Genomic DNA, 5,736 nt, shown 5'->3' on the forward strand with positions numbered 1-5,736 from the left:
ATATAACGCCAGCCCTGAAACGCTCTGCGTGGCTGCCAGACAGTCGGGATCACTTTCGGTTCCAGCACCAGATGACAACGACCGATACCGTCTTCACCGGTAAAAGTGCGTACTTCCAGCAAACGCTGACGCGCCTGAATATTGCCCTTGATCACCCAATAGAGTGAACCACCGTCAAGCAGTTCTGCTTGGCGTTTCGGTACCATTCGCGTTGTATGAAACTGCTCCGGCACCACGCCGTTTGCACGGCATTCCTCAAGGCGGAAATCAATCCACGCTGCCAGATCTTCAAGGGAATCACATCCCACACAGAGTTTTACAAGATGCAGAGCCATGAGCGGCAATTACTCCGTTGTTTTAGCGATGTCCAGCATTCAGCGATTGCACAAACAAAAACGGGCAGGAGTAACCCTGCCCGTCTCTATGATTTATTCGCGAATTAAGCAGCTTCGCCTGCGAGTTTCTTTTCGCAGCGCAGCAGCATGCCGAACAGGTCGCGCGGCTCATCCGGATCTGCCAGCAGATCGAGATTTTCATAGAGACCTGTGGATTTCAGCTTGTCGTGAATATAGCGCAGTGCCGAGAAATCTTCGGTCGCAAAACCAACCGAGTCAAACAAGGTGATCTGGTTCTGGTCACGGCGACCCGGAACAGTACCGTTCATCACCTGCCACATTTCGATAACCGGATGATCGGCATCGAGCTGCTGAATTTCGCCCTCAATACGGGTCTGCGGCGGATATTCAACGAAGATATCGGAGCGCAGCAGAATGTCTTTGTGCATTTCTGTCTTGCCCGGGCAATCACCGCCAACGCCGTTGATGTGAATGCCGCTGCCGATCATGTTGTCGGTCAGGATCGTGGCATTCTGCTTGTCTGCGGTCACAGTGGTGATGATCTGAGCGCCCTGCGCTGCATCTTCCGCACTGGTACAGGTGACGATTTCAAAACCGAAGCCTGCGAGATTCTGTTTGCATTTCTCAGTGGCAGACGGGTCAATATCATAGAGACGCAGGGACTTAATGCCGAGCAGCGCCTTGAATGCCAGCGCCTGAAACTCGGACTGTGCGCCATTGCCGATGATCGCCATGGTCTGCGCATTTTCCGGTGCCAGATATTTGGCAACAACGGCTGAAGTCGCAGCAGTACGCAGCGCTGTCAGAATGGTCATTTCGGTCAGCAGCATCGGATAGCCGGTATCCACATCGGACAGCATGCCGAAAGCAGCAACGGTCTGCAGACCGTCTTTCATGTTCTTCGGATGGCCGTTGACATATTTAAAGCCGTAAAGCGCACCGTCACTGGTTGGCATCAGCTCGATAACGCCGTCATGGGAGTGGGAAGCAACACGCGGGGTCTTGTCAAACTTTTCCCAGCGCAGAAAATCTTCTTCCACATAGGCAGAGAGTTCTTTCAGGAATTCTTCAATACCGACTTTCAGAACCAGCTTCATCATGTGGTCAACACTGACAAATGGTACGAGGTTCAAAGTTGTTCTGTCACGCATCAGGTTTTCTCCCTCCGGTCTTGCCGGAACCTGTTAAACTAAGAAAAGCGCTTCATGCCCATCAGGAACAATTGAAGCGCTTTGGCTGTAAACTTTTCAGCTTAGAGCGAGATGCTTTTAGTTGAATCACCATCCGCTCTAACCTTTTGCTTCAGCATGATTTTATCCGAAAACCGGTTTCCACTTTTCCGAATCATGCTTTATACGAAGCTGCGGGTCGGACGATCCATCACGCTGCGGCCCATAAGGCTGGCGATCAGATCGACCATCAGGAAGGCTGTACGACCACGTTCATCAAGGAACGGATTGAGTTCGACCGCCTCAAAACTTGTCACCAGTTCGCTGTCATGAAGCATTTCCATAATCAGATGGGCTTCACGGAATGTCGCGCCGCCCGGAACTGTGGTGCCAACCGCCGGTGCGATATTCGGATCAAGGAAGTCCACATCAAGGCTGACATGCAACAGGCCATTGGCTTCCTCAACGCGCTTCAGGAAGCGGTTGAGCAGTGCAACAACCCCGTGTTCGTCAATCATACGCATGTCATTGACAGTCACTTCAGTCTTACTGATCGCTGTGCGTTCTGCCGGATCAACCGAGCGGATACCGATCATGCAGACATTGGCCGGATCAACCGGAGCCAGCACTTCAGGGAAAGTGCCTTCAAAGCCCTTCTGGCCGGTATAATAGGCCACAGGCGTGCCGTGCAGATTGCCGCTTGTGGTGGTTTCCAGCGTGTGGAAATCCGTGTGAGCATCAAGCCACAGCACAAAAAGCGGACGTCCCTGTTCTTTGGCGCGACGGCTCAGACCGCAAACAGTTCCGGCAGCCAAGGCATGATCGCCGCCGAGGAAAATCGGGAAACCATCAGCACTGGCGTCATAGGCAGCTTTATCCAGCGCCTCAATCCATGCCACGATTTCCGGCAGATTTTTCAGAACCGGATTGGAATGGGTCAGATTGCGTTTTGCAGCCGGTTCCACATTGCCCAGATCGGTAACATCATGACCCAGCTCTTCCAGAGCCTGTGTCAGTCCGGCGGCGCGAAACGCGCTCGGTCCCATTTCGCAGCCCATGCGTCCGGTTCCGTCCTGCACAGGTGCACCAATCAGCTTACAATGCATATATGTTCCTCACGACTGTAAATTGTCTGCCGCCATGACTGCAAAGCACAATCAGAGCGGTGATTTTCCGGTATAAAACCACGAAACATTGGCAGAGTGGACAGAGAAGATTGGCAAATCTCCACAGATGCTTTATCAGATTGCGCAGTTAAATGAACAAAATGGTAAGACAGTGGACGAACTCGACCAGAAACTCATCACCCTGCTCCGTCATAATGCACGCCGCAGCATCTCCGATCTCGCCCTTGATGCCGGTGTCTCACGTGCCACTGCCCGTGCCCGTCTGGAGCGTCTGGAAAAAGACGGCCATATTCTCGGCTATACGGTTATTCTGCGTGCGGACACTGTTGAGCAGGCTGTTCGCGGCATTATGATGATCGAGATTGAAGGCCATGTGACAGAACGCGTGGTGAAAGCGCTGGGCGGTTTCTCGGAGATTTCAGAAATTCACACCACCAATGGCCGCTGGGATCTGATTGCCGAAATCAATGCCGATACGCTGAGCGATCTCGACAGTGTGCTGCGTCGTGTCCGTCTGGTTCCGGGCATTACCAATAGTGAAACCAATCTGTTGCTGGCCACACCGCGCAGTACCAGAGCACGGCTGTAACCACACGGACACAGTATCAATCCGATCTTTGATTAAATATGATTAATTTACTCAATTATTAAATTACATATTTGCAAAATACGATAAATCCTCCTATGGCAGCGCATATCTATTAACAAAGCTTAAACAACCATCCTCCCAAGGAGTTGCGCTGATGTCTGCTTATGCTGCTGGTGGTTCTGCCACCGGTGCACGCAATTTTTCATGCCTGCATAAATTTTCACTTTTCTTTCTTACAACAACGGTTTTAAGCACTGCTGCATTTCTGAACCTTACGCCTGCGGCTCTCGCCCAAACGGCACAGCCCAAAAAACAAACGGAAAAACAGCAGGCGGATAATGCATCCGGCACATTACAGCTGAACACAATTACTGTCGGCACCGGCACAGTCGGCTCCGGCAGCTACGGCACAGATGCCCCGAATATTGTCACCATCGACCGCGAGACGATTGACCGTGTTCAGGCTGCCAGCCTGCCGGAACTGGTAAAACAGACACCGGGAGTGACCATGCTCGGCGGTGTGCGTATTCAGGGTCAGAGCATTGCTATCCGTGGCTTTGCCCGCCAGACCGATGTGCGTATTGTCATGGACGGCGCGCAGAAGAATTTCGAGCGCTACGATCAAGGCACTGTCTTTATCGAGCCGGAATTGCTTAAAAGCGTTGAGATCGAAAAAGGCGCGACTTCCATCAAATATGGGAATGGCGGCTTTGGCGGCACTATCAAGATGGAAACCAAAGACGCAGCCGATATGCTGCGCGAAGGTGAGAACTGGGGTCTCTGGTCCAAGACCGGCTATCAGACAGCCAATAAAGGCTGGGTACAGAGCGGCGCTATTTATGGCCGCACAAATTATAGCGGCATCAATTTTGACGGTCTTGCAGCCGCCACATGGCGCAAGACTGAGGACATGCGTATCGGCGGCGGTGAGCGTTATAATTTCTCCGACAGCAAGCTCACATCCTTCTCTGCCAAAGGCAGTGCCAGCGCTGACGGCCATGAGCTGAAAGCGACTGCAAGCTACGGCATGAGCGAGAACTGGGGTCCGCCCGCAGCTATTCGCGGACAGGTTGAACCGATTGGCAGTGATGTCAAAAAATACGGTTATTATGAAGCGATCCGCCGCCGCCTCGCCTGGCGCGATCTGAAAGATTTCAGCTCATCCGTTGAGCATAAATTTTCCGGTGACAGCGATCTGGTCAATACGCGCCTGATGGTGAGTTATGCCTTTACATCGCTTTATGCCGAGCGCCCTGATGGTGTGAGCACGTCTGCATCGCTTGGCGGCAAGTGGAACGAATCCAAATATTCCGACCTGCGGATCGAAGCGGAAAACACATCCAATTTCACGCTTGGCGGTTTTAATCACAGCCTGAATTACGGCATTCAGCTACAGCGTCACAACCGTGATATTGTCATGTATGCCGATACTTACAAAAATAATGCCAATTACAATTACGGCTATTTTGCTCCGTATAATATGCCTGAAGGCAAGCAGGAAACTTTCAGCGCTTTTGTGATTGATAAGATTGCCCTGACCGATCAGCTGACCATTATTCCGGGTCTGCGTTATGATTATGTGCGATCAACAGGCAAGCCTAACGCAGCAAAGACCTATAATAATCCTGCTGCCGGTCATGATTACAGCGCAGTCAGCCATGACGGCCTGACACCGGGTCTGAGCATGACCTATGACGCAACCTCAAATCTCCGTCTGTTTGCTGATTGGGCCTATGCAATGCGTATGCCGAATATTGATGAGCTCTACTCCACACAAAGTGCCAGCAGCAGCCTGCCACGCACCAGCCGTGACCTTGAAGTGGAACGCAACAACAACTTCCAGATTGGCGTTGAAACCATTCACAACCAGCTTTTCACCAGTGATGATCAGCTGAAAGTGCGGGCAACAGCTTATTATAACCATGTTACCAATCCGATTAACCGGCGCTTTGGTACTAAAAACATGCCTGAAAAACGCGGAGATGGTGACACTTACTGGAACATGCCGTCCTACTACTCTGCCGGTATCGAGATTTCAGCCCATTACGACACAACTTATATGTTTGCCGATGCGGCCTTCTCTACAATGCATGGCAGCCGTCATGGTGCGCTGAATAATATCTATGGCTATAACACCTATCTCAAAGATCTGGCACCGGCGACACTGGTGACAACGCTGGGCTGGAAAGTACCTGATTATGATCTGACGCTGGGCTGGACAGGGACTTTTGTCGCCAGACAGTCCAAGACACCGCATAATCAGAATGGCGGCGAATATGCCCGTCCTGAAAGCGCAGGCTATGGTATCCATGATCTGTTTCTGACATGGGCACCGCAAAGCGGTATGATGAAAGATACCAAGCTGGATATCGGTCTCGACAATATTTTTGACAAGAAATACGAACCTTATCTGAGCGACGGCATTACTGCCATGCCCGGCCGTAATTTCAAAGTCAGCCTTAGCAAGAAGTTCTGAGACACAAAAAAGCCCCCCC

At 51.5% G+C, this 5,736-nt stretch carries 5 protein-coding genes; 2 read left to right on the plus strand and 3 right to left on the minus strand.

Translation table 11 applies throughout. The features are described from left to right. From A918_RS0118100 to rocF, 3 genes are all read right to left on the minus strand, one after another. The coding region (locus A918_RS0118100; RefSeq protein WP_022712412.1) for a DUF1489 family protein at positions 1-335 on the minus strand (335 nt) is incomplete at its 3' end. A 104-nt stretch (positions 336-439) separates the two neighbouring features. Beyond that, a complete protein-coding gene (locus A918_RS0118105) occupies positions 440-1,507 on the minus strand; it encodes an ornithine cyclodeaminase (protein ID WP_022712413.1) in 1,068 nt (355 codons plus the stop codon). 200 nt (positions 1,508-1,707) lie between these two features. Next, the gene (gene rocF, locus A918_RS0118110) at positions 1,708-2,631 is read right to left on the minus strand and encodes an arginase (RefSeq protein ID WP_022712414.1); all 924 of its coding nucleotides are present in this window, start codon (positions 2,629-2,631) and stop codon (positions 1,708-1,710) included. A 172-nt stretch (positions 2,632-2,803) separates the two neighbouring features. On the opposite strand from rocF, the gene A918_RS0118115 reads away from it, so the two are divergent. Then, entirely contained in the window at positions 2,804-3,241 is a 438-nt protein-coding gene (locus A918_RS0118115) for an Lrp/AsnC family transcriptional regulator (RefSeq protein WP_028233989.1), read from the plus strand. A 154-nt stretch (positions 3,242-3,395) separates the two neighbouring features. Further along, positions 3,396-5,717, plus strand: coding sequence for a TonB-dependent hemoglobin/transferrin/lactoferrin family receptor (locus A918_RS21025; RefSeq protein WP_022712416.1), 2,322 nt, complete (start codon positions 3,396-3,398; stop codon positions 5,715-5,717). Positions 5,718-5,736: the final 19 nt, after the last annotated feature.

This window comes from Pseudochrobactrum sp. AO18b, assembly GCF_000409565.1.
GTDB lineage: Bacteria > Pseudomonadota > Alphaproteobacteria > Rhizobiales > Rhizobiaceae > Pseudochrobactrum > Pseudochrobactrum saccharolyticum.

What these genes read in the sequence shown, in the direction of transcription:
- A918_RS0118105 (WP_022712413.1), bottom strand. Translation starts at nt 1,507, where the DNA reads ATGCGTGACAGAACAACTTTGAACCTCGTACCATTTGTCAGTGTTGAC.
- rocF (WP_022712414.1), bottom strand. Translation starts at nt 2,631, where the DNA reads ATGCATTGTAAGCTGATTGGTGCACCTGTGCAGGACGGAACCGGACGC.
- A918_RS21025 (WP_022712416.1), top strand. Translation starts at nt 3,396, where the DNA reads ATGTCTGCTTATGCTGCTGGTGGTTCTGCCACCGGTGCACGCAATTTT.